Raw genomic sequence first — 20,787 nt, forward strand, 5'->3', positions numbered from 1 at the left:
ATGACGGAAACCGTCGGGTCCGACACGAGCACGGGCGGCGCCGCGGACGGAGCGTCCGGCCGTCCGGCCGCGGGCCGCGGGCTGTCGATCGGGCGCGTGCACACCACCGCGGGGCACCACCCCTACGACGAGGTGGAGTGGGAGCGCCGCGACGTCGTCATGACCAACTGGCGCGACGGCTCGATCAACTTCGAGCAGCGCGGGGTCGAGTTCCCCTCGACGTGGTCGGCGAACGCCACCAACATTGTCACCAGCAAGTACTTCCGCGGCGCCGTGGGAACGCCGCAGCGCGAGTCGAGCCTGCGCCAGCTCATCGACCGCGTGGTGCGCAGCTACACCGAGGCGGGCCGCCAGCACGGCTACTTCGCCACCCCCGCCGACGCCGAGGTCTTCTCCGACGAACTGACCTGGATGCTGCTGCACCAGTACTTCAGCTTCAACTCGCCGGTCTGGTTCAACGTCGGCACCGCGTCGCCGCAGCAGGTCAGCGCCTGCTTCATCCTCTCCGTGGACGACACCATGGAGTCGATCCTGAACTGGTACCGCGAGGAGGGGCTGATCTTCAAGGGCGGCTCCGGCGCCGGCCTGAACCTCTCGCGCATCCGCTCCTCGAAGGAGCTGCTCTCCTCGGGCGGGACCGCCTCCGGTCCGGTCTCGTTCATGCGCGGCGCCGACGCGTCCGCGGGGACGATCAAGTCCGGTGGCGCCACCCGGCGCGCGGCCAAGATGGTCGTCCTCGACGTGGACCACCCCGACGTCGCCGAGTTCATCGAGACCAAGCGCTCCGAGGAGCGCAAGATCCGCGTGCTGCGCGACAACGGGTTCGACATGGACCTCGGTGGTGCGGACATCGCCTCGGTCCAGTACCAGAACGCGAACAACTCGGTCCGCGTGTCCGACGAGTTCATGCGCGCCGTCCAGTCGGGCGGCGAGTTCGGGCTGCGCGCCCGGTTGAGCGGCGAGGTCATCGAGTCCGTCGATGCCAAGGGCCTCTTCCGGAAGATGGCCGAGGCGGCCTGGGAGTGCGCCGACCCGGGTCTGCAGTACGACGACACGATCAACGACTGGCACACCTCGCCGGAGTCCGGACGCATCACCGCGTCCAACCCGTGCTCGGAGTACCTGCACCTGGACAACTCCAGCTGCAACCTCGCCTCGCTGAACCTCATGAAGTTCCTGGGCGACGACGGCCGTTTCGACGTCGACGGCTTCGTGCGGTCGGTCGAGCTGGTCATCACGGCCATGGACATCTCGATCTGCTTCGCGGACTTCCCGACCGACGCGATCGGTGACACCACGCGGGCGTTCCGCCAGCTCGGCATCGGCTACGCGAACCTCGGGGCCCTGCTCATGGCCACCGGCCACGCGTACGACTCGGCGGGCGGGCAGGCCCTCGCCGCCGCGATCACCTCGCTGATGACCGGCACCGCGTACCGCCGCTCGGCGGAGCTCGCCGGGGCGGTGGCACCCTACGACGGCTACCCCCGCAACGCCGACGCCCACCGCCGGGTGATGCGCAAGCACGCGGCCGCGAACGACGCGATCCGGACGCTGCACCGCGAGGACGCACGCATCCGCGGCGCCGCCACCGAGCAGTGGCAGACCGGTCTCGAGGTCGGCGCGCGGAACGGTTGGCGCAACGCCCAGGCCAGCGTGCTCGCCCCCACCGGGACCATCGGCTTCATGATGGACTGCGACACCACCGGGGTGGAGCCGGACTTCTCGCTGGTCAAGTTCAAGAAGCTCGTCGGCGGCGGCTCGATGCAGATCGTCAACCAGACGGTGCCGCGCGCGCTCGCCGCGCTCGGCTACCAGGGCGAGCAGATCGAGGCGATCGTCGAGTACATCGCCGAGCACGGCCACGTCGTGGATGCGCCGGGCCTGCGCCCCGAGCACTACGAGGTGTTCGACTGCGCGATGGGCGAGCGTGCGATCGCCCCGATGGGCCACGTCCGGATGATGGCCGCGGTCCAGCCGTTCATCTCCGGCGCGATCTCCAAGACGGTGAACATGCCCGAGCGGGCCACCGTCGAGGACGTCGAGGAGATCTACTTCGAGTCCTGGAAGCTGGGGCTCAAGGCGCTCGCGATCTACCGCGACAACTGCAAGGTCGGCCAGCCGCTCTCCACCGGCAAGCCGGGCGGCTCGACCGCGGAGTCGACGACCGGTGCCGAGGTGGCCACCACCGACCACCGTCCGGTGCGTAAGCGGCTGCCGAAGAAGCGCCCGAGCGAGACGGTGTCGTTCGCCGTCGCGGGCGCCGAGGGCTACATGACGGCGGGCTCCTACCCCGACGACGGCCTCGGCGAGATCTTCGTCAAGATGTCGAAGCAGGGGTCGACCCTCGCCGGCGTCATGGACGCGTTCTCGATGGCGATCTCCATCGCGCTGCAGTACGGCGTGCCGCTGGAGACCTACGTGTCGAAGTTCGTGAACATGCGCTTCGAGCCGGCGGGCATGACCGACGACCCGGACGTGCGGATGGCGACGAGCATCGTCGACTACCTGTTCCGTCGGATCGCCCTGGACCACCTGCCCTACGAGAAGCGGGCGCAGCTCGGCATCTTCTCGGCCGACGAGCGTTCCGCCCAGGTCGAGGCCGACTACGGCTCGGCGCCGGCGGCCGCGCCCGTCACCGGCGGGTCGGTCGACGTCGAGGAACTGCGCTCCACGGTCGACGCGGCGGCCGAGGTGGCTAACGCGGAGCCGGTCGGCACCCGCAAGGCGGACGTCTCCGTCGGCAGCTCCACCGAGCTCCTCGAGCTGCAGCTGGGCAAGGCGGCCGACGCGCCGCTCTGCCTGACCTGCGGCACGAAGATGCGCCCCGCCGGCTCCTGCTACGTCTGCGAGGGCTGCGGCTCCACCAGCGGCTGCAGCTGAGGACGCGCGGCGATGGCTCGTCATCGGCCGTCCCTGGTCGGCCCTGAGTGCTGACGGGATCTCTCTCGCCGCACAGCTCCCACCTCTCGAACAGGTGTCCGGTGCCAGTGGCGACGGAGCACCGCGCCGAGCCCGGCGGCCGCCCGACCAGCGGCGGCGTCGGGCCTCGCTCAGGGCGGTCGCCGGCTCATCGACAGATGCAGCCGCGGCTCCAGCCGCCGTTACGGGTGGCTTCGCAGAAGCGACGCCCCAGTGCGTCGTGCTCGGCCCACTGGTGCGGGCACGCGGGGCACGTCGTCCCGGTGCGCTGCTCGTGGCGGCCCCGCTTGGGCTCATCCATGCGACGCGGCCACGATCGGCTCGGGGAGCGCCTCGGCCGTGGGTGCTGGGTCCGGCATGGTCGGCGCCGCCGTTCCCGGCCGCCGGGCGGCCGTGGTGTCGTTCATCGGGGGCGCCCGGCGTTGATCGCCGGAGAAGCGAGGAGCACTCGACACCCGGAACGCTACTCCGCAGGGCGCGGGTGGGGGCCCACCTCGACCGGCTCCACCCGGTGATCACCGAGCCGCGCGGCGACCGTCAGGACGTGGTCATCTCAACGATGCGTGACCGGGGGCGTGGCGCCAGGACCTGATCGAGCGGCTGACAGGGCGGGGTGGGGAGGTGCGTCCACCCTCCCCACTCCTTCCCGGCCCCGGCCCGTCAGCCGGCCGGCGGGGCCTCGACGACCACGACGTGGTTGCCGTCGGGGTCGCGCAGCATGAACATCAACGGCGCGCCGGGGGTCTGCATCGGCTCGGGGTCGAGGTCGATGCCCCCGATCGCGGACAGCCGCCGGTGCTCCCCGAGGACGTCGGCGGTCTCGACGCCGATCGAGGTCCCGCCCGGCTCGTCGAACATCGGCGGGTTGAGCGCGAGCCGCGTGAGCGACTCCGGCGGGGCCACCTCGACCCACCGGTTCTCACCGTTCTCCCCGAACCTCGTGTCGCCGCGCAGCTCCCAGCCCAGGCGGTCCCGGTAGAAGGCGATGGCGGCGTCCACGTCGGCGACCGTGAACATGACGACGCCGATGTTGGTGACGGTGGTCGGCGTGCCCGTCGGGGTGCTCATGCCTCGGTACGATAATGGGATCGCGTGATCTGCCTCAAGGACCGATCGGGTCAGGCGTCCCGGCGGCGCATCCGCGCGAGGGTCACCCCGAGACCGAGCACGACGTAGACCAGCGCCCGCAGCGACGACGACGCCAGCCCGCCGAGCGGCAGGGGGTCGCGCAGTACATCGGTGCCCGCCGAGAAGCCCGTCGTCAGCAGCACCGGCTGCAACCAGTCCAGCGAGGGGACCGCGGAGAGCACCCCGAACACGATGAGGCCGCCGAGCACACAGGCGAGCACGACGAGCGGGTGCTCGGTGAACGTCGAGATCGCCAGCGCGACCGCGCCCACCGCGAGCAGCTGGCCCACCGTCCACACCGCGACCAGCGCAATTCGGCCGAGCGCCTCGCCGATCCCGAGCTGCGTGCCCGAGAGCGTCACGAGGGTGCCCTGGGCGCCGCCGACGACCACGGTGCCGGCGATCATCCCGACCACCGCGACGACCAGCACGGCGAGCACCGCCACCGTCACGACCCCGGCCGCCTTCATCACCACCAGGCGCATCCGCCCGACGGGGGCGAGGAGAAGACCCCGCAGCGTGCCCGTGGCGGCCTCGCCCGCGATGGCGTCGGCACCCGCGCTCGCCACCGCGAGCGGCAGGAGCAGCGCCAGCGACAGACCCAGCGCGACGACCGGCAGGACGAACCCGTTGCCCGCGATCTGGGCGACCAGCCCCGGTCCCCGGCCCTCCGACGGACCACCGGTGGTGGCGATCCCGATCGCGATCGCCAGCGGCACGAGCGCGAGCAGCCCGAGCACCACCAGCGTCCGCGGCCGGCGCAGCACCCACCGCAGCTCGGCCGCGAGGAGCCGGCTCAGGGGCGCGGTGGTGCGGGTGGCAGCGGCACCCCGGGTCGCCACGGTGGTGCTCACGTGTCCTCCTCGGTCAGCCGGGCGAAGAGTTCCTCGAGGTGGGCGCGGCGGCGGTGGACCTCCCACACGCCGACCCCCCAGTGCACGAGCGCCTCGACGACCTCCGGCGGCTCCAGCGTGCCGGCCGGGACGACCACCCCGCCGTCGCGCACGTACGGACCGGCGCCCGCGGCCCGCAGCGCGTCGAGAGCGGCGTCGTGGTCGTCCACGGTGAGGACGAGCTCGCCCGCCCCGCCGTCGAGCAGGCCGGCGAGCTCACCCGAGACCAGCAGCGTGCCCCGCTGCAGCACCGCGACGTGGGTGCACACCGCCTCCACCTCGGCGAGCAGGTGCGACGAGAGCAGCACGGTCGTCCCGGCCTCGTGCAGCTCGGCGATCACCCGGCGCACGTCGCGGGTGCCGGCCGGGTCGAGACCGTTGGTGGGCTCGTCGAGCACCACCAGCCGCCGCGGCACCAGCAGCGCCGCTGCCAGGCCGAGGCGCTGCTTCATTCCCAGCGAGTAGCCGCGGTAGCGCCGGCGGGCGGCGTCACCTCCCCCCGTCGCTCCGCTCGCCCCACCGCCCAGTCCGACGCGCTCCAGCGCCGCGTCGACCGGCGCCCGCAGATCGCCGTCGAGACGCGGCTCCGTCGCCGCCGCCCGCAGCAGGTTGTCGCGTCCGGAGAGGAACGGGTGGAACCCGGGGCCCTCGACGAGCGCACCGACGTCAGGCAGGGCGGCGGGCAGGTCGTCGCCGCGGCGGCCGAGGAGCTCGACGCTCCCCGCGGTCGGGCGGGTGAGCCCCAGCAGCATCCGGATCAGCGTCGTCTTGCCCGAGCCGTTCGGCCCGAGCATCCCGACGATCGCCCCCTTCGGCAGGTCGAGGTCCACCCCGTCGACGGCCACCACCCGCCCGAAGGTCTTGCGCAGCCCCCGCACGCGGGCGGCGGGCTCGGCGTCGGGGACGGGTCCCTCGGGTGGCGGCACGACGCCGAGGGTTCCAGGCGACGCCGTCACTGCCCGAGCGCCTCGGAGAGCACCTGCTCGGGCACGGCCCCGGCGGCGATGCGCCCGTCGTTGGTGACGATCGCGGTCGCCACCGCGGTGGTGATCAGGCGCCCCTGGCCCCACGGACCGCTGACCGGGGTGCCGAGGCTGTTGAGGTCGATGGAGCCGTCGGGGCGACCCGGCTGGTTCGGCTGGTTCGCGGGCCGCTGTGCGATGACGACGCGGTCCCACCCGTCACCGACCACCTTCGGCGCCTGCGCACCGGCCGGCGGACCGGGGTGCGCGCCCTGGCCCCGCGCCGGAGCGTCCTTCACGGTCGTGCCCGGCGGCGGGGTGAAGGTGAACAGCGACTGGTCCTGCGGGCCGAACGTGATGTCGGAGAAGCCGATCGTCAGCGCCGGCTGCGGCTGCCCCGTCGCGAGGACGGTGAGCTGCAGTGGAATGCGCTTCTCGGCGTCGACGGCGACGCGGACCTCGCGCAGCAGGGTGCGCTCGGTCGGCAGCGGGGTGAGCACGAGCTGGTAGGCGGAGCGGCCGGCGACGTCGGCGGTGCCGTCGACGGCGACGGTGCTGGTCTTGCGCAGGTCGGCGATCATCTGCGTGGCTGCGCCGGTCGGGTCGGTCTGCGGGTCGATCCCGCCGGGCCGCCCGGGGTGGGAGGGCTCGTTCGCGGGGTGCGCGGGCGCCTTGGTGGCGGTGCGGTCGGTCGAGTCGTAGGACCACCGCGTGGTGCCGTCGGAGACGAGGGTGCGCTCACCTTGGGAGGAGGGCAGGGCCACCCGCCCCTTGCCGTCGCCGTTCGACCACACCCGGGCCGTCTGGGTGCCGTTGCCCAGCTGCGGGGCGTTCGGCAGGGCCGGCAGCCCCAGCTCGTTGTCGACGGTGACGGTGCCGTTCAGCGGCCCGGGCTGCGCGGTGATGACCGAGGCGACGAGCGCCTCCGGGGTCACCGGCGGCAGCGGCGGCGCGGCGGCGGCCGACGGGGCGATGGCCACCCCGATCGCGATCGCCCCGGCCGCGACGATCCCCCCGAGACCCGCGCCCCAACGCTTCCGACTGCTCATGGCGCCAATACTCAGGGTTCGTCCCTGAGACGCCCACAGTGTTCCCGGCGCTACCGTCGCTGGTGTGCCGCGCGTGCTGGTCGTCGACGACGAGCCGGGCGTCCGCGCGGCCCTGACCCGCGGGCTGGGCGCCGAGGGCATGGACGTCGTCGCGGTCGCCGACGGCCGGGCCGGGCTCGCCCAGGCCGAGAGCGGCGCGTTCGACGTCGTCGTGCTCGACGTCGTGCTGCCCGGGCTCTCCGGCTACCGCGTCCTCGAGCGGCTGCGCGCGGGCGGTGTCGAGACCCCGGTGCTGATGCTCTCGGCCAAGGACGGCGAGGTCGACCAGGCCGACGGGCTCGACCTCGGCGCCGATGGCTACCTCGTCAAACCGTTCTCCTTCGTCGTGCTCGTGGCCCAGCTCCGGGCCCTGCTGCGTCGTCGCGGTCCGGCGCCGGCGCGGGTAGTCCTGGGGCCGCTCTGCATCGACCCGGGCGCGGGGACCGCGAGCTGGGAGGGCCGCGAGGTCGAGCTCTCGGGACGGGAGGCGGCGCTGCTGCACGCCCTCGCCACCCGACCCGGCCGCACCATGACCAAGGACGAGCTGCTCGCCGTCGTGTGGGGAGACGGCGCCGCGGCCCGCAACGTCGTCGAGGTCTACGTCGGCTACTTGCGCCGCAAGCTCGCCGCGGTGGGGGCCGGGAACCTCGTCGTCACCGTCCGCGGTCGCGGGTACCGGCTCGACCCGCCGTCATCGTGAGTGGCGGAGAACTGACCGAAGGGCACCTTCGGTCGGATAGATCGACCGAAGGGCACCTTCGGTCGGAACCATCGGCGGAGCGGGATTCCGGCGAGGGGCACCCCCTGCCGGATAGACCGACCGAAGGGCACTTTCGGTCGAAATCAGCCGGCTCCTCACGGAGTGGGCTCCGCGCCTGGTGGGCCCGCCGCGGACTGCGGACCCGGATCACGCTGGTCGTCGCGGTCGTGGCCGTCGTCGTGCTCGCCGCGCTCGCCCGGCTCGGGGCCGGCCTGCTGCTCTCCGCGGTGACCACCTCCGGTGACGGCGAGCTACGGGAGGGGGCGAGCGCAGCGGGCGCCGCCGTCACCCGCGGAGCGCCGGCCCCGCCCGGGATCCGCGTGACCGACGTGGCGGGCACCCCGACCGACGGCCGCGGCCCCCTCCCGCTCGACCCCGCCGAGGCGCGCAGCCTCGCGGCGGGCGAGCCGGTGACCGCGGGCGGCCCGCCCGGCCGCGCGCACGACGCGGCCGGCCCGCTCACCCGCTGGGTGGCCGTCCCGGTGACGCTGCCCGACGGATCCCGCCGGCTCGTGCTCGCCTCGCGCGACCTGCTCGGCGCGGTCGTGATGCTGGCCGGCGCGGCCCGCTGGTTCCTGCCGGGGGTGCTCCTCGCGGCGGCCGCGCTCACCGCCGCGGCGTGGCTCGCGAGCGGGGCGGCGCTGCGCCCCGTCGACCGCCTGCGCCGGGCCGCCCGGGATCTCGGCCCGGGGCAGCGCCTCCCGGTGCCGTCGACCGCGGACGAACCCGCCGCCCTCGCCGTCGAGATCAACGCCCTGCTCGCCCGCCGTGACGACGCCGTCGACCGGCTCCGGCGCTTCTCCGACGACGCCGCCCACGAGCTGCGCTCGCCGATCGCGTCGCTGCGGGCGCAGGCCGAGGTCGCGGTCGCGCACCCGTCGCCGGGCTCGTCGGAGGAGGAACGGGAGGCATGGCGGTCGGTGGCCCGCGACGCGCAGCGGCTCTCCGACCTGGTCGCGGACCTGCTCGCGCTCGCCCGGGCCGAGGGCGGCGTCCGCGGCGAGCCGGTCCCGGTGGACCTCGCCGACGCGCTCGGGGAGGCCCTGGCGCGCTCCCCGGACGACGACGGCGCCGTCGCGGTCACCGTCTGGGTTCCCGTCCGGGTCCGCGCGGCCGCGACCTCCGCCGAGGTCGGGCTGGTCCTGGACAACCTGCTCGCCAACGCCCGCCGGCACGCGCGCAGCGTCGTGCACGTCTCCGCGGTGCCCGCGGGCCGGTGGGTGCGCCTGGTCGTCGACGACGACGGGCCGGGCATCCCGCCCGCCGACCGCGAGCGGATCTTCGACCGCTTCACGCGGCTCGACGCCACGGGCGGCACCGCCGGGGCCGGCCTGGGCCTCGCGCTCGTGGCCCGGCTCGTCGAGGGCCGCGGCGGGTCCGTCCGCGCGGGCGACTCGCCCGACGGCGGCGCCCGGCTCGCGGTGCGCTGGCCCGCGGCCGGCTGAGTCCGTCCCCGGACGACCCCGCCCACTACGCCGCGATCGGGTCGACATGGAGGTCGGGGCATGGCAGCGGGCACCGACCGGCAGGGCTTCCACTCGCACGCCGTCCAGGGCGAGCACGAGTACTTCGACCTGGGGTCGTTCGTCCTCGGGTCCGGCTACACGCTGCCGGGCGCGACGCTGGCCTTCCGCAGCCACGGCACGCTGAACGCCCGCAAGGACAACCTCGTCCTGTTCCCGCACATGTACTCGGGGATGGACCCCGGGTCCCTGACGGTGCGTGTGCGTCGCAGAATGAGGCCGTGAGCACGACGATCGTCCTGCGCGAGGCCCACCCCGACGTCGAGCCCGGGCTCGGCGCGCTGTCCGGCTACCTGCACGACGTCATCGGCCGCATGCAGGGCCGGCCCGCGACCGACGACGAGGTGGCGGCGTTCGCCGCCGAGAGCCCGAACGACGGGCTGGTCGCGCCGGACGGGACGTTCCTGGTGGCGGTCGAGGGCGACGGCGAGGCCGTGGGCTGCGTCGGGCTGCGCTGGCGCGGCGCGGGCGTCCCCGCGGACGCCGCGGAGCTCAAGCGGATGTGGACCTCCCCGGCGGTGCGCGGGCACGGCGTCGGCAAGCTGCTGCTCGACGAGGTCGTCCGTCGCGCCCGCGACGGCGGGTGCGCCCGGCTGGTGCTCGACTCGCGCGCCGACCTCGTCGAGGCCCGCACCCTCTACGAGCGCGCCGGCTTCGTCGAGGTCGCGCGGTACAACGACAACCCCCATGCCCAGGTCTGGTACGCGCTGGACCTGCGGTGACGCCCGGGGCCGCCACCACGCTGCGGCGCGTGACCGCGACCCGCTACGTGACGCCGCTGCGCGAGGGCGGATCGCTGCCCGGGGTGGTGGAGGCCGACGACCTCGGCACCTACGTCGTCAAGTTCACCGGCGCCGGGCAGGGCGTGAAGGCCCTCGTCGCCGAGGTCGTCGCCGGCGGCCTGGGCCGCGCGCTGGGCCTGCGGGTGCCCGACCTCGTCGTCGTCGACCTCGACCCCGTCGTCGCGCGCGCCGAGCCCGACTGGGAGGTCCAGGAGCTGCTCGCCCGCTCCGGCGGGCCGAACCTGGGGATGGACTTCCTGCCGGGCGCGATCGGGTTCGACCCGGTGGCGCACCGGGTGGACCCCGACGAGGCCGCGCGGGTGCTGTGGTTCGACGCGCTCGTCGAGAACGTCGACCGCACCTGGCGTAACCCCAACCTGCTGCGCTGGCCGACCTCCTTCCCCCGTCGCTCCGCTCGCCCCTCGAGCGACCTCTGGTGCATCGACCACGGCGCCTGCCTGTACTTCCACCACTCGTGGGCGCGCGCGGCCGGCGTCGTCGGGCGGGCCTACGACGCCTCCGACCACGTGCTGGCGCCCTTCACGACGACGGCGTCGCGGGCGGCGGCCGACGGGGCGCTGGCGCCGATGGTGACGCGGGGGGCGCTCGAGGCGGTCGCGGCGGCGGTGCCCGAGGAGTGGCTGGCCGAGGACACGTTCTTCGACTCGGTCGCGGCGGCCCGCGAGGGGTACGTCGAGCACCTGCTGGCGCGGCTGACCGAGCGGGCGTGGGTGCCGTGACGGCCACCCCGAAGAACACCTACGAGTGGGCCGCCCTGAAGGTGGTACCGCGCGTCGACCGCGGCGAGTGCGTCAACGTCGGGGTGCTGCTCTACTGCCGTCACGAGGTGCACCTGACGATCCGGCTGGCGCTCGACCGGGCGCGCCTCGCGGCGCTGGCGCCGGACCTCGACGTCGAGGAGGTCGCGACGGCGGTGCACGCGTGGGCGCGCACCGTGGCGGGGGAGGGGCCGGCGGGCGTGCTGTCGGCGGGGGAGCGGTTCCGCTGGCTCACCGCGCCGCGCTCGACGGTGGTGCAGCCCGGGCCGGTGCACACCGGGCTGACGGCCGACCCCGACGCCGAGGCCGACCGCCTGCTGGCGCGTCTCGTCTGAGGCTCAGCCCACCTGGCGGCGGCAGAACTCCAGGACCAGCGCCCACTGGAAGGCCCGCTGCGCGTTGTCGGCCGCGCCGCCGTGCCCGCCCTCGACGTTCTCGTAGTACTCCACCGGGTGCCCGTACTCCCGCAGCCGTGCGACGAACTTCCGCGCGTGCCCCGGGTGCACGCGGTCGTCGCGGGTCGAGGTCGTCACGAGGATCGACGGGTAGGACGCCCCGCGCGCCAGCTTCTGGTACGGCGAGTAGCCCGAGAGGAAGGCCCAGTCGTCGGGGTCGTCGGGGTCGCCGTACTCGGCCATCCACGACGCGCCCGCGAGCAGCAGGTGGAACCGCCGCATGTCCAGCAGCGGCACCATCACCACCACCGCCCCGAACAGCTCCGGGTACCGCGTGATCATCACGCCCATGAGCAGGCCGCCGTTGGACCCGCCGTGGATCGCGAGCCGACCCGGCGTCGTGATCTCCCGCGCCACCAGGTCGCGCGCCACCGCGGCGAAGTCCTCGTAGGCCCGGTGACGGTGCTCGCGCAGCGCCGAGGTGTGCCACTCCGGGCCGTACTCGCCGCCGCCGCGGATGTTCGCGACGACGTAGATCCCGCCGTCCCAGCCCTGCTCCGGCGACGCCTCGATCCAGCCGCGTCCCATCACCCCGGAGTACGACGGCGTCCGGGAGATCTCGAACCCCCCGTAGCCGGTCATCAGCACCGGACCCGGGGTCGAACGCTCCTTCCCGACGACGAAGTAGGGCACCTGCGTGCCGTCGTCGGAGGTCGCGAAGAACTGCCGGACCGTGACCCCGGTGGCGTCGAAGAACTCCGGCGCGGAGCGCAGCGTCTCCAGCGGGGCGTCCTGCTCGGCGATGTCACCGATCTCGGTGCGCAAGAACGTCGAGGGCCGGGTGAAGCCGTCGGTGTCGAGGAAGACCTCGTCGCTCTCGTCCGGGTCGACCCCGACCACCCCGACGACGGAGAAGTCGTCGCCGGTGGGCAGCTCACGGCGGGGCCAGTCGCCGGGCGTCGCCTGCTCGGGGCCCGTGGGCGGCGTGAGCACCTCGAGCCGGGTCGCGACGTCGTCGAGCAGGGTGAGGATGAGGTGGGTCTTCGTCCAGGCCCAGCCGGCGAGCGATCGGCTCGGCGTCGGGGTGAAGAGGACGGTGTGCTCGCGTCCGCCGTCGAGGAAGTCCTCGGCACCGAACGCGAGCAGGGTGCCCGCCGGATATTCGGTGCCGTCGACGGTCCACGCCGACCGCGTCCGGACCAGCAGCCAGGCCCGCTCCATCTCGGTGTCGGCGTCCGGGGGCACGTCGACGAGCACCCGGGTGCCGTCGGCGCGCAGCACGAACTCCTCGCTGGTGTGGAAGTCGGGGCTGCGCCCGACGACGTCCCGCTCGAAGCCGACGGCGTGGTCGTGCCCGGCGAAGGCGGACACGTCGGTCTCGGCGGCCTCGAACACGACGGGGGCCTCGGTGACCGGGGTGCCGCGCGTCCAGCGGCGCATCACGCGCGGGTAGCCCGAGGTCGTCATCGACCCGGGCCCCAGGTCGGTCCCGACGAACACCGTGTCGTCGTCGATCCACGAGATCCGGCTCTTGGCCTCGGGCAGCGCGAACCCGCCCTCGGACTCCGGGACGAAGCGCTTGGCCTCGAGGTCGTACTCGCGGACCACGGTCGCGTCGGCGCCGCCGCGGGAGAGCTGCACGAGCGCGCGGGTGTAGTCCGGCCAGCGCGCGCCCGCGCCCGCCCAGACCCAGTTCTCGTCCTCCCGGGTCGCGAGCGCGTCGACGTCGAGCAACAGCTCCCAGTCGGGGTCGCCGGTGCGGTAGGAGTCCAGGGTGGTGCGCCGCCACAGGCCGCGCGGGTGCTCGGCGTCCTGCCAGAAGTTGTAGAGCAGCTCTCCCCGACGGCGGGTGTAGGGGATGCGGTCGTCGGAGTCCAGGACGGCGCGCAGCCCGTCGCGCAGGGCGGTGAACCGCTCGCCCTCGGCCAGCACCCCCAGGCTCTCGCCGTTGCGGGCTCGGACCCAGTCCAGGGCCTCGTCGCCGGTGACGTCCTCGAGCCAGAGGTAGGGGTCGTCGGTGCTGGTCTCGGTCGGGGCAGGCGTGGAGGTCACGCGTCCAGTCTGCCCACCGGCGGGCGCCGTGCCGATCAGGCGCCCCAGAGTGTCAGAGGGTCCCGCTAGTCTCTCGAACATAAGTTCGAGCGATGCGGGCGGGGCGGGTGACGCGGTCAGCGCCGAGCTGACCGCGCTGCTCGCGCGCCTCGCCGAACTCGCCGACGCCGCAACCGATCCCGCCGCCGACGGCGGCGCCGCCTTGGTCGATCGGATCGCCGTCCTGGAACGCATGCGGTCCTCGCTCGCGGCGGCGCAGCACACCGCCATGGTCGCGTTCGCCCGCACCCAGGTCGAGGTCCAGTCCGCTCAGGTCGCCGCAGGTCGGCTGGACCCGCGCACGCTGGGTCGCGGTGTGGCCGACCAGATCGGGCTGGCCTGCCACGTCTCCCCGGTCACCGGCTCCCGCCGGCTGGGGGTGGCCCGCGCCCTGCACATCGATCTCCCGGCCACGCGGGCGCTGCTGACGGCGGGGCGGATTCCCGAGCGGCTCGCGGAGACGATCGTGTCGCTGACGAGTCACCTCGAGCCCGAGCAGCGCCGACTGGTCGACAAGCAGCTCGCCGAGGCCGGCCTCGAGAACCAAGGATTGCGCGAGGCCGAGGCCACGGTGAAGAAGCAGGCCTACGAGGCCGACCGGGCCGGGTTCACCGCCCGCGGCCGCACCGCCCGCAAGGATCGTCGGGTGACGTTGCGTCCGGCGCCGGACACCATGGCCGTGCTCTCCGGGCTGCTGCCGGTCGAGCAGGGGGTGGCGTGCCTGGCCGCGCTGCGGAAACACGCCGACTCGTTGATCGCCTCCGGGGACACCGACGGCCGCACCCGCGACCAGCTCGTCGCCGACACCCTCGTCGAACGTGTCACCGGACAAGCCGCAGCCGCCGACGTGGACGTCGAGGTGGGGATCGTGCTGCCCCTCGACGCCCTGCTCGACCCCGACGACGAGACCCCCGGGGAGTTGGTCGGGCACGGGCCGCTGCCCGGCGGGATCGTGCGCGACCTCCTGGCCAGCACGCAGGGCAAGCGGTGGTGGCGGCGGCTGTTCACCCACCCCACGAACGGCACCCTGGTCGGCGGCGACCCGAAACTGCGCCGGTTCGACGGGTTCCTCGCCACGCTGATCGACCTGCGTGATCACGGCCGTTGCCCGGATTCCTCCTGCGACGCCCCCATACCCTATCGGCGTGCTCCCCTGATTCACGACCAGACATCCGGCCCTTCCGCGCCGGCGGGCCGACCAGCCTGGCCAACGGCCGCGGAGTATGCGCCCGCGGCAACTACGTCCGCGAGATGCCCGGCTGGCAGCTCCACACCGTCCACGACGGACTCGGCGACGAACCCCACACCGTCCGGACCACCACCCCTACCGGACACACCTACACCAGCCGTGCCGGGCCCTGATGTTCACGCCCCACGGCTCGGACCCACCGTCAGTGGGCGTGACCGTTCCGACCGGCCACCGTCTCGGCCGGGGCGGGAGGTATCGACCAGGCCGGGGGAAGCGCGGCGGGTGCCGGTGGCTCGTCGTCGGGAGCCTTCTCACGCCCGGTGCGCAGCAGCTCACGCCACTCGGCGGGGCTCCAGTGCGCGGGCTCCGTGGTCGCGAGGAACTCCCGCAGGACGGTGAGGAAGCGCTGCGGGTGGGAGTGGAACGGGAAGTGCCCGGCCCGCTCGAACACCTCGAGGCGGCTCTCGGGCATCGCGGCGTGCGCGGTGCGGCCGTGCTCCACCGGGACGACCATGTCGTCGGCGCCCCAGACCAGCAGCGTGGGCATGCCCGCCGTCAGGTAGCAGCGGTCGAGCATCGTCACCACCTGCCCGCGCCAGTCGACGACCGCGCGCAGGGTCCGCAGGAACGCGGAGCGGCTGGTCGCGTCGGGCAGGGCGTCGACGAGGCGGACGAGGTCCTCGGCGTCCCGACCCAGCGACGTGTCGAGGGCCTGCAGCGTGCGCAGGACCAGTTCGGTCGGGAAGCGGACGCCGGGCCAGCGCAGCATCGGCAGCACGAGGTCGGCGAGCGGCAGCGACGCGGCCCGCAGCGCGGGGGTCACGGACTGGGCGACGCCGCCGGCGCCGACCAGCACGAGGCGCTCGGTGCGCTCGGGGTACTGGTAGGCGAACTGCATGGCGACGCCACCGCCGAGGGAGTGCCCGACGAGGGTCGCGCGGTCGATGTCGAGGACCGAGAGCAGGTCCCGCATACCGTTGGCGTAGGCGCCGATCGAGTAGTCGCCGCGGGGCTTGTCGGAGCCACCGTGGCCGAGGAGGTCGGGGGCGAGGACGGTGTGGTCGCGGGCCAGGTCGTCGAGGACCGGCCCCCAGGTCGAGGAATCGTCGCCGATCCCGTGGATCAGCAGCAGGACGGGGCCGGACCCGGCCATGCGGAACGCCCGCCGGTACCCGTGGACGGTCCGGTACTGCAGCGCCCAGCGCTCACCGGCGACCGGGCGTGCGACCGGACCGGGCGCCGGCGGGGCTCCCCGCCCCGGACGTCGACCCAGCACCTCGTGCTCCTCTCCGGACCCGATCCGATTGGGGGCCACGGAAGATCGAGCGTAGGAGCGCCGTGTGACGTCCGGTGACGGGGAGATTGCGCCGACGTGGCGGCGCGGTCGGCGGTCACGAGGTCCCTGCGGCCGAGCCCTCCGGCCCGTCGTCGCGTGGCTCGTCGTCGCCGCCGGTCTCGTCGGCCGGAGTGGCGTCGACCTCGGCGAGCAGCAGGTAGAGCCGCCGCCGGGCCTCGTCGAGGATGCCCGTGGCCTGCGTGACCTGCTCCGCGGTGCCGACCTGGGCCACCTGCGCGACCGCGCCGGCCAGTCCTCGTCCCGCGGTGCGGAGCGCGGTGAACCCGTCGTCCGCACCCGCCTCGACCTGCGACCACACCGCGTCGAGCTCGGAGGCGTGCTCCTCGGTCCAGCGCTTGCCCTCCTCGGTCAGGTGCACGACCGTGCGGCCGGACTCCTTCTCGGTGTGGACCAGGCCCTCGTCGGCCAGCTGGGAGACGGTCGGGTAGACCGAGCCCGGGCTGGGCTTCCAGGAACCGCCCGAACGCTCGGCGATCTCCTGGATGATCTGGTATCCGTGCCGCGGCTCCTCGCGCAGCAGGGCGAGGATCGCGAGGCGGACGTCGCCCCGCGAGCGTCGGCGCGGGCCGCCACGGCCACCCGGGCCACGGCCGCGTCCGCGACCACCCGGACCGCCACGACGACCGCGCGGCCCACCCGGGCCCCACGGGCCGGGGAACCCGGGACCCGGGTCCTCACCGGGCACCTGGACGGCCTCCTCGTCCTCCGGGCCGCGCCCGCGTCCGCGGCCACGGGGTCCCCCGGGGCCGAACGGGCCACCGAAGGGCGGTCCGAAGTCGGAGAAGTCCCTGCCGAACGGGCCACCCCGTCGGCGTGCACCGCGACGTGGCCCGCCGGGCTCGCCTCGATGCGCCTGCGGCCCACCCGGGCCGCGCTTTCCTTGCGTCCACTCGGGGCGCTCGTGGTTGGTGAACATGTGGATGTTCCCTTCGTTGATGTACCGCCGGCTGTCGGCGATGGTTCAACGATATATCGTTAACTGTCGCCGAGCAAAGTGGTCTGTATCACACCGAGGTCATGGGTGAGCGTCGCCGTTCTGACGTCGGACGCCAGGAACGTGCCGTTGCTGCCACGGTGGCGACCGGCCGCCCACGAGTGAGCGGCGCCCTTCTGACGTCGGACGCCAGGAACGTGCCGTTGCTGCCACCGAGCAAGGGGCCGTCGCCCTTCTGACAGGCTCGTCGCCGTGAGGATCCTCTTCGCCTCGGCCCCGGGGTACGGACTGACGCTGCCGTTGGTCCCGCTGGTCTGGGCGGCCCGCGCGGCCGGGCACGAGGTGCTGCTGGCGACGACGTCGGAGATGGCCACCGTCGGGCCGGCGGCCGGGCTCCCGGTGCACGACGTGTACCCCGACCGCGACGTGTGGGCCGACCTCATGGCTCGGGTGATGGGCGGCGGCGAGCCCGCCGACGACCTCCCCGAGGAGTACCGGCTGGCGGCGAAGGCCGGGAACCCCTTCGGGCTCTTCACCGTGACGATGACCGGGGGCACCGTCGAGGCGGGCCGCGCCTTCGGGGCCGACCTCGCCGCCTACCCCTCCGACCACGCTGCGGGCATGCTCACCGCCGCGGCGCTCGGGGTCCCGGCGCTCGAGGTCGGGAACCGGGTGTCGTGGTCGATGCGCGACGTCGACTGGCGCACCGGTCACGACGGCTTCGGCGACCCCGAGATCCACGAGATCGTCCGGCGCAAACTCGGCATCGCCGGTACCCCGGTGCCCGTCGCCCGGATCGACCCCCGGGCACCCAGCATGGGCGGGCTGGCCGCTGACGAAGTCACCCACGACGAGCGCGACGGCGCGCCCTGGTGGCCGATGCGGTTCGTGCCCTACAACGGCGGCACCCTCGTGCCGGACTGGGCGCTGCACCGTCCCGAGCGGCCCCGCGTCGCGGTCACCCTCGGCACCGTCGTGCCCGCCGTGAGCGGGCTCAGCTCCCTGGCGGTGGTGCTCGAGGGGCTGGGCGGGATGGACCTCGAGGTGGTCCTCGCCGCCGGGACCGCGGACCTCACCGGGCTCGGGACGCTTCCGGCGAACGTGCGGTCCGTCGGCTACCTGCCGCTGTCGGCGTTCCTCCCGACGTGCGCCGCGATCGTCCACCACGGCGGCTCGGGCTCCACGGCGGCGCCGCTCTACTACGGCGTCCCGCAGCTCGTGCTGCCCTCGTTCGCCGACAACCCGCTGGCCGCGGCGCGGGTCGCCGAGCGCGGGGTGGGCCTCTCGCACGACCCGGCCACGCTCGACGTCGCGACGGTGCGGCTCTCGGTGGGGCGGCTCCTGGCGGACGAGGCGTTCACGACGGCGGCCGCGCAGGTCCGGGCGGAGATGGCCACCCAGCCCAGCCCGGCCGCCGTCCTCGAGCGCGTCGAGGCGGCGCTGTCCTGAACCCAGTTGTCCTGACTCAGTGGAAGGCGGCGCGCTCCACCGTCGTCTGCAGGGCGGCGAGGAGCTCGCGGGCCGAGTCGAGCGAGAGCTCGACCGCGATGCGCGACGCCGGCCCGCGGTCCGGGGCCAGGAAGTCGATGTTCACGGTGTGCGCGTCGGGAGCGTGCACCGGGTGGTCGTAGTAGACCGTCGCCTCGGACATGGCCTGCCAGCCGTCGCGGGTCTTCCCCGACGAGCGGGCGAGGGCGACCTTCTCGGTGGAGTACGTGCACATCAGGCGGCTCCGAGGTGGGTGCCGAGGAACGACTCGATCCTCTGCCAGGCGTCGACGGCGGCCTCGGGGCGGTACGCGGGCCGGTCGACGGAGAAGAACGCGTGCCCGGCGCCGTCGTAGCGGTGGAACTCGTAGGTCTTGCCGTGGTGCTGCAGCAGCTTCTCCAGCTCGTCGACCTGGTCGGGCGAGGGGTAGGAGTCGTCGTTGCCGAACAGGCCGAGCAGGGGCGCGCCGAGCTCGCCGATGCGGTCGGCCAGCGGGGAGACCTGCAGCGGGAAGCCCTCCGGCGGGGTCCCGACGACGAAGGCGCCGTAGCAGTCGACCGCCGCCTGCACGTCGACCTCGATGCCGGTGAGCACCGCCTGGCGCCCGCCCGAGCAGTAGCCGATGACGCCGACCCTGCCCGTCGCGTTCGGCAGCGCCCGCAGCCAGGCCGCCGCCCCGCCCGCGTCGCCGACGAAGCGCTCGTCGGGCACCCCGCCGTTGGCGCGCGCGGTGGCGGCGGCATCGTCGGGGTCGGCGTCGGGGGCCTCGCGGGTGTAGAGGTTCGGGCAGATCGCGGAGTAGCCCATCGTCGCGAAACGACGGGTGATCTCCTTGGTCCCCGCGTCGTAGCCCGGCATGTGGTGGATGACGATCATGCCGCTGTGCGGGGCGGCGTCCATCGGACGCGCGGTGTAGGCCTCGATGAGGTCGCCGCCGTGTCCCGTGATGCCGACCGTCTCGGCCAGGACGGCGTCGTACTTCATGGCGAGCACTCCCTCCTCGTCGGTGCCGGCGGCACCGCTCTCCCGGTCGATCAGAGCACTTCGGCGACGGCGGGGCAGGGCCGGGGCGACGCGCGTCCCGTTTGCGTACCGGAGGTCAACGGCGCCAGCGCGCCGGGCCGTCGTCGTAGAGGTCGCCGCCGTGGGTGTCGTTGACGACGAGGGCCGGGAAGTCCTCGATCGTCAGGCGGCGGACCGCCTCGGCGCCCAGGTCCTCGTAGGCGACGATCTCGGCGCTCGTGATGCAGCGGGAGAGCAGTGCGGCGGTGCCCTCGATCGCGCCGAAGTAGACGCAGCCGTGGCTGCGCATCGAGTCCTTGACGTCCTGGCTGCGCCGCCCCTTGCCGATCATCGCCCGCAGTCCCCGCTCGACGAGCATCGGGGAGTACGCATCGCAGCGGCTGGCGGTGGTGGGGCCGGCCGAGCCGATGACGTGGCCGGGGCGGGCCGGGGTGGGGCCGACGAAGTAGATCGTGGCGCCCTCGACCTCGAACGGGAGGTCCTCGCCGACCGACAGCGCCTCGGCGAAGCGGGCGTGGGCGGCGTCGCGCGCGGTGTAGACGATCCCGTTCAGCAGGACGGAGTCGCCGGCGTGCAGCGAGGCCGGGTCCTCGAGCGGGAGCGACAGCGACGTCGTCACAGGGTCACGCTCCGCACCCGGTGGGAGTGGCAGTCGAGGTTGATCGCCACGGGGAACGCGGCGATGTGGGTCGGGTAGGCCTCGACGTGCACGGCCACCGTCGTCACCGTCCCGCCGAACCCGGCCGGGCCGATCCCGGTGGCGTTGATCGCGTCGACCAGCTCCGCCTCCAGCTCGGCCAGCTCCGGGTCCGGCGACGGCGAGCCGGTGGGATCGCGCGTCAGCGCCCACTTGGCCAGCACCGCGGCGCCGTCGAAGGTGCCGCCCATCCCGATCCCGACGGTCACCGGCGGGCTGGCCGACGGTCCCGCCTTCTCGATCGTCTCCACCACGAAGCGCTTCATGCCCTCGACCCCGGCCGCCGGGGTGAGCATCCGCAGCGCCGACATGTTGTCGCAGCCCGCGCCCTTGACCAGCAGCGTCAGCTCGATGCCGCCGCCCGGCACGAGGTCGTAGTGGACCATCGCCGGCGTGTTGTCCCCGGTGTTGACGCGGTCGACGGGGGAGCGGACGAGCGAGGCGCGCAGGTACCCGTCGCGGTAGCCCTCGGCGACCCCGCGGTCGATCGCCTCGGCCAGCGAGCCGCCGGTGAAGTGCACGTCCTGCCCGATCGTCAGGAACACCACCGCGTACCCGGTGTCCTGACAGAACGCGATCTGCTCGGCCGCGGAGACACGGGCGTTCTCGAGCAGCCGGCCGAACACCTCGCGCCCGGTCGGCGACTCCTCGGCCAGCCGCCCGCGCTCGAGGGCCGCGACGTGGTCGGCGCGCAGCGCGTGGTTGGTCTCCACGCAGAGCTTCCGTACGACCGCCTCGACCTCGGCGACGTCGACCGTCCGCAGTTCGGGCACGTGCCA

Annotated in this window: 20 protein-coding genes and 1 pseudogene; 9 read left to right on the forward strand and 12 right to left on the reverse strand. The window is 74.0% G+C overall.

Annotation, left to right across the window (positions count from 1 at the left end; translation table 11 throughout):
* Entirely contained in the window at positions 1-2,880 is a 2,880-nt protein-coding gene (locus tag VGH76_RS12420; protein ID WP_331556990.1) for a vitamin B12-dependent ribonucleotide reductase, read from the forward strand.
* A gap of 187 nt (positions 2,881-3,067) precedes the next feature.
* Here VGH76_RS12420 and VGH76_RS12425 read toward each other — a convergent pair whose 3' ends face one another.
* The 5 genes from VGH76_RS12425 to VGH76_RS12445 form a co-directional block, all read right to left on the reverse strand.
* Positions 3,068-3,220 (reverse strand): RGCVC family protein, encoded by a 153-nt coding sequence (locus VGH76_RS12425; RefSeq protein WP_331556991.1) that lies wholly within the window; start codon positions 3,218-3,220, stop codon positions 3,068-3,070.
* Positions 3,221-3,579: 359 nt separating this feature from the next.
* Positions 3,580-3,987: a VOC family protein gene (locus VGH76_RS12430; RefSeq protein ID WP_331556992.1), complete on the reverse strand. Its 408-nt coding sequence runs from the start codon at positions 3,985-3,987 to the stop codon at positions 3,580-3,582.
* 50 nt (positions 3,988-4,037) lie between these two features.
* Positions 4,038-4,901: an ABC transporter permease subunit gene (locus VGH76_RS12435; protein WP_331556993.1), complete on the reverse strand. Its 864-nt coding sequence runs from the start codon at positions 4,899-4,901 to the stop codon at positions 4,038-4,040.
* Positions 4,898-5,866 (reverse strand): ABC transporter ATP-binding protein, encoded by a 969-nt coding sequence (locus VGH76_RS12440; RefSeq protein ID WP_331556994.1) that lies wholly within the window; start codon positions 5,864-5,866, stop codon positions 4,898-4,900. Before VGH76_RS12440 ends, VGH76_RS12435 begins: the two co-directional genes overlap by 4 nt.
* A 26-nt stretch (positions 5,867-5,892) precedes the next feature.
* Entirely contained in the window at positions 5,893-6,951 is a 1,059-nt protein-coding gene (locus VGH76_RS12445; RefSeq protein WP_331556995.1) for an outer membrane lipoprotein carrier protein LolA, read from the reverse strand.
* A 73-nt stretch (positions 6,952-7,024) separates the two neighbouring features.
* On the opposite strand from VGH76_RS12445, the gene VGH76_RS12450 reads away from it, so the two are divergent.
* The 6 genes from VGH76_RS12450 to VGH76_RS12475 all read left to right on the forward strand — a co-directional run bounded on the left by VGH76_RS12450 (position 7,025) and on the right by VGH76_RS12475 (position 11,169).
* Positions 7,025-7,690 (forward strand): response regulator transcription factor, encoded by a 666-nt coding sequence (locus VGH76_RS12450; RefSeq protein ID WP_331557028.1) that lies wholly within the window; start codon positions 7,025-7,027, stop codon positions 7,688-7,690.
* Between the two features lie 227 nt (positions 7,691-7,917).
* Positions 7,918-9,195: a HAMP domain-containing sensor histidine kinase gene (locus tag VGH76_RS12455; RefSeq protein WP_331556996.1), complete on the forward strand. Its 1,278-nt coding sequence runs from the start codon at positions 7,918-7,920 to the stop codon at positions 9,193-9,195.
* Positions 9,196-9,255: 60 nt separating this feature from the next.
* Positions 9,256-9,498, forward strand: coding sequence for a hypothetical protein (locus tag VGH76_RS12460; RefSeq protein ID WP_331556997.1), 243 nt, complete (start codon positions 9,256-9,258; stop codon positions 9,496-9,498).
* Positions 9,495-9,995: a GNAT family N-acetyltransferase gene (locus VGH76_RS12465; RefSeq protein WP_331556998.1), complete on the forward strand. Its 501-nt coding sequence runs from the start codon at positions 9,495-9,497 to the stop codon at positions 9,993-9,995. The genes VGH76_RS12460 and VGH76_RS12465 overlap by 4 nt, the downstream gene beginning before the upstream one ends.
* A gap of 29 nt (positions 9,996-10,024) precedes the next feature.
* Positions 10,025-10,795: a HipA family kinase gene (locus VGH76_RS12470; RefSeq protein ID WP_331556999.1), complete on the forward strand. Its 771-nt coding sequence runs from the start codon at positions 10,025-10,027 to the stop codon at positions 10,793-10,795.
* Positions 10,792-11,169, forward strand: coding sequence for a DUF3037 domain-containing protein (locus tag VGH76_RS12475; RefSeq protein ID WP_331557000.1), 378 nt, complete (start codon positions 10,792-10,794; stop codon positions 11,167-11,169). Before VGH76_RS12470 ends, VGH76_RS12475 begins: the two co-directional genes overlap by 4 nt.
* Before the next feature lie 3 nt (positions 11,170-11,172).
* Here the strand turns inward: VGH76_RS12475 and VGH76_RS12480 are convergent, their stop codons facing one another.
* Positions 11,173-13,281, reverse strand: coding sequence for a prolyl oligopeptidase family serine peptidase (locus VGH76_RS12480; RefSeq protein WP_331557001.1), 2,109 nt, complete (start codon positions 13,279-13,281; stop codon positions 11,173-11,175).
* A gap of 268 nt (positions 13,282-13,549) precedes the next feature.
* Here VGH76_RS12480 and VGH76_RS27995 point away from each other — a divergent pair.
* A pseudogene (locus tag VGH76_RS27995) lies at positions 13,550-14,122 on the forward strand (DUF222 domain-containing protein); the annotation flags it as partial.
* 589 nt (positions 14,123-14,711) lie between these two features.
* On the opposite strand, the gene VGH76_RS12490 reads toward VGH76_RS27995, so the two are convergent.
* Both VGH76_RS12490 and VGH76_RS12495 read right to left on the reverse strand, forming a co-directional pair.
* Positions 14,712-15,662 (reverse strand): alpha/beta hydrolase, encoded by a 951-nt coding sequence (locus VGH76_RS12490; RefSeq protein WP_331557029.1) that lies wholly within the window; start codon positions 15,660-15,662, stop codon positions 14,712-14,714.
* Between the two features lie 238 nt (positions 15,663-15,900).
* Complete coding sequence (locus VGH76_RS12495) at positions 15,901-16,551, reverse strand: PadR family transcriptional regulator (protein ID WP_331557003.1); 651 nt, start codon at positions 16,549-16,551, stop codon at positions 15,901-15,903.
* A 501-nt stretch (positions 16,552-17,052) separates the two neighbouring features.
* Here VGH76_RS12495 and VGH76_RS12500 point away from each other — a divergent pair.
* The gene (locus tag VGH76_RS12500) at positions 17,053-18,249 is read left to right on the forward strand and encodes a nucleotide disphospho-sugar-binding domain-containing protein (RefSeq protein ID WP_331557004.1); all 1,197 of its coding nucleotides are present in this window, start codon (positions 17,053-17,055) and stop codon (positions 18,247-18,249) included.
* A gap of 16 nt (positions 18,250-18,265) precedes the next feature.
* On the opposite strand, the gene VGH76_RS12505 is transcribed toward VGH76_RS12500, so the two are convergent.
* From VGH76_RS12505 to VGH76_RS12520, 4 genes are all read right to left on the reverse strand, one after another.
* Positions 18,266-18,523 carry a DUF6295 family protein gene (locus tag VGH76_RS12505; RefSeq protein ID WP_331557005.1) on the reverse strand — a complete coding sequence of 86 codons (258 nt, stop codon included), beginning with the start codon at positions 18,521-18,523 and terminating at the stop codon, positions 18,266-18,268.
* On the reverse strand, positions 18,523-19,272 hold the full coding sequence (locus VGH76_RS12510) for a dienelactone hydrolase family protein (protein ID WP_331557006.1): 750 nt from the start codon (positions 19,270-19,272) through the stop codon (positions 18,523-18,525). Before VGH76_RS12510 ends, VGH76_RS12505 begins: the two co-directional genes overlap by 1 nt.
* A 115-nt stretch (positions 19,273-19,387) precedes the next feature.
* On the reverse strand, positions 19,388-19,930 hold the full coding sequence (locus VGH76_RS12515) for a FumA C-terminus/TtdB family hydratase beta subunit (protein ID WP_331557007.1): 543 nt from the start codon (positions 19,928-19,930) through the stop codon (positions 19,388-19,390).
* Positions 19,927-20,781: a fumarate hydratase gene (locus tag VGH76_RS12520; protein WP_331557008.1), complete on the reverse strand. Its 855-nt coding sequence runs from the start codon at positions 20,779-20,781 to the stop codon at positions 19,927-19,929. Before VGH76_RS12520 ends, VGH76_RS12515 begins: the two co-directional genes overlap by 4 nt.
* Positions 20,782-20,787: the final 6 nt, after the last annotated feature.

It is taken from the genome of Actinomycetospora sp. (assembly GCF_036497585.1).
GTDB lineage: Bacteria > Actinomycetota > Actinomycetes > Mycobacteriales > Pseudonocardiaceae > Actinomycetospora.

Excerpts from the sequence above, each read along its gene's own strand:
- VGH76_RS12420 (WP_331556990.1), top strand. The coding sequence starts at position 1 with ATGACGGAAACCGTCGGGTCCGACACGAGCACGGGCGGCGCCGCGGAC.
- VGH76_RS12425 (WP_331556991.1), bottom strand. The coding sequence starts at position 3,220 with ATGGATGAGCCCAAGCGGGGCCGCCACGAGCAGCGCACCGGGACGACG.
- VGH76_RS12430 (WP_331556992.1), bottom strand. The coding sequence starts at position 3,987 with ATGAGCACCCCGACGGGCACGCCGACCACCGTCACCAACATCGGCGTC.
- VGH76_RS12445 (WP_331556995.1), bottom strand. The coding sequence starts at position 6,951 with ATGAGCAGTCGGAAGCGTTGGGGCGCGGGTCTCGGGGGGATCGTCGCG.
- VGH76_RS12460 (WP_331556997.1), top strand. The coding sequence starts at position 9,256 with ATGGCAGCGGGCACCGACCGGCAGGGCTTCCACTCGCACGCCGTCCAG.
- VGH76_RS12490 (WP_331557029.1), bottom strand. The coding sequence starts at position 15,662 with ATGGCCGGGTCCGGCCCCGTCCTGCTGCTGATCCACGGGATCGGCGAC.
- VGH76_RS12505 (WP_331557005.1), bottom strand. The coding sequence starts at position 18,523 with ATGTGCACGTACTCCACCGAGAAGGTCGCCCTCGCCCGCTCGTCGGGG.
- VGH76_RS12510 (WP_331557006.1), bottom strand. The coding sequence starts at position 19,272 with ATGAAGTACGACGCCGTCCTGGCCGAGACGGTCGGCATCACGGGACAC.